The organism is Halorubrum sp. AD140 (assembly GCF_034497445.1).
Classification (GTDB): Archaea; Halobacteriota; Halobacteria; order Halobacteriales; family Haloferacaceae; genus Halorubrum.
The window spans coordinates 1-1,473 of sequence record NZ_JAXRUU010000182.1; the positions used below are offsets into that span (position 1 = coordinate 1).

The 1,473-nt window shown below is 73.9% G+C and carries 1 protein-coding gene and 1 pseudogene; both read right to left on the bottom strand.

Annotated elements, in window-relative coordinates; translation table 11 throughout:
• On the bottom strand, positions 1 to 369 hold a 369-nt coding region (locus U4E84_RS17210), incomplete at its 3' end, for an NAD(P)-binding domain-containing protein (protein WP_322533322.1).
• 94 nt (positions 370 to 463) lie between these two features.
• Positions 464 to 1,473: pseudogene (locus U4E84_RS17215) on the bottom strand (threonine synthase); the annotation flags it as partial.

Sequence of the window (1,473 nt, forward strand, 5' to 3'; positions counted from 1 at the left end):
GCCGGAGGGGCCGCAGGCGAGGTACGCGGCGTCACTCGCCCCGGCGCGCCGGACCGACGCCTCGAAGTGGGAGTTGCCGCCGTCGACGACGACGTCGTCGCCGTCGAGATGCGGTTCCAGATCCGCGAGCGTGGCGTCCACCGCGTCGCCCGCGGGCACCATCAGCCAGATCCGCTTGCCCTCGCCCGCCCCGTCGTCGAGTCGTTCGCAGAGGTCCGCCACGGAGTCGGCCGGCTCCGCCCCCCGCTCGGCTACCTCCGCGGTCGCCTCCGCCGAGAGGTCGAACGCGACCCCGTCGTGGCCCGCCTCCAGCGACCGGTTCGCGACGATCCGCCCCATCCGCCCGAGTCCGATGACCCCGAGTTCCATGCGCGAGGGGTGGCGACCCCCCGCCGTAGTGGTTCCGGTTCGACGGCTCGGCCGCCAACTCCGCCACGGCCGCCCCCGCCCGCTCCGTCGTCGTCTACTCCGCAGCGTCCGCCTCGGCCTCCCGCTCGCCGAGGTGCGCGCGCAGCGCGTCCACGTCCTTGTTGCCCGCGCCGGTGTTCAGCAGGACGACCGTGTCGTCGGGCCCGAACTCGCCGGACTCCGCGAGCGCGAAGGCACCGGAGACGGCGGCCGCGCAGGTGGCGCCGACCTCTAACCCCTCCGCTCTCGCGACCTCGATCGCGGCGTCGAGGATCTCTCGGTCCGTCGTCGACACCGCGCCGCCGTCGGACTCGCGGATCGCCTTCAGGATCAGGTGACTCGCGCCCGGATCGGGGATCGCGATCCCGTTACACGCCGTCTCCACCTCGTCGTCCGGGATCGGCTCGTGGCGCTCCGTCCCCGACTCGTGGGCGCGGACGACCGGCGCTCAGCCCGCGGCCTGCGCGGCGTACATCGGGACCAACTCGTCGGTCCACCCGAGCTCTCTCGCCTCTCGGGCCGCCTTGTGCATCCCGACGAGGCCGACGCCGCCGCCGGTCGGGTAGACGACGCCGTCGGGCGCCTCCCAGTCGAGCTGCGCCAGTAGCTCCAGCGCCATCGTCTTCTTCCCCTCGTGGCGGTACGGGGTGACGAACGTCTTCGTCGAGTACCACTCCGGGTGATCGTCCATCGCGGCCGCGTACGCCTTCCCGGCGTCGGCGATCTGCGAGTTCCCGTCGATCGGGTCGGTGACGGTGAGGTCCGCGCCGTGGACCTCGGTCATCGCCTTCTGGGTGAACCCCGCCCGCGAGGGGAGGAACACGTGCGCGTCCAGATCCGCACGCGCCGCGTACGCCGCGGCGGCCTGCCCCGCGTTGCCGGCGCTGTTCAGCGCCACCTCGCTCGCGCCGTGCTCGCGCGCGGCCGTCATCGCGGCCGACTGCCCGCGGTCCTTGAACGTCCCCGTCGGGTTCGCGCCCTCGTCTTTCAGGAGGACGCGGCCGACGCCCATCGCGTCCGCCAGCGCCGGACAGTCGACGAGCGGCGTGGCGCCCTCGCCGAGCG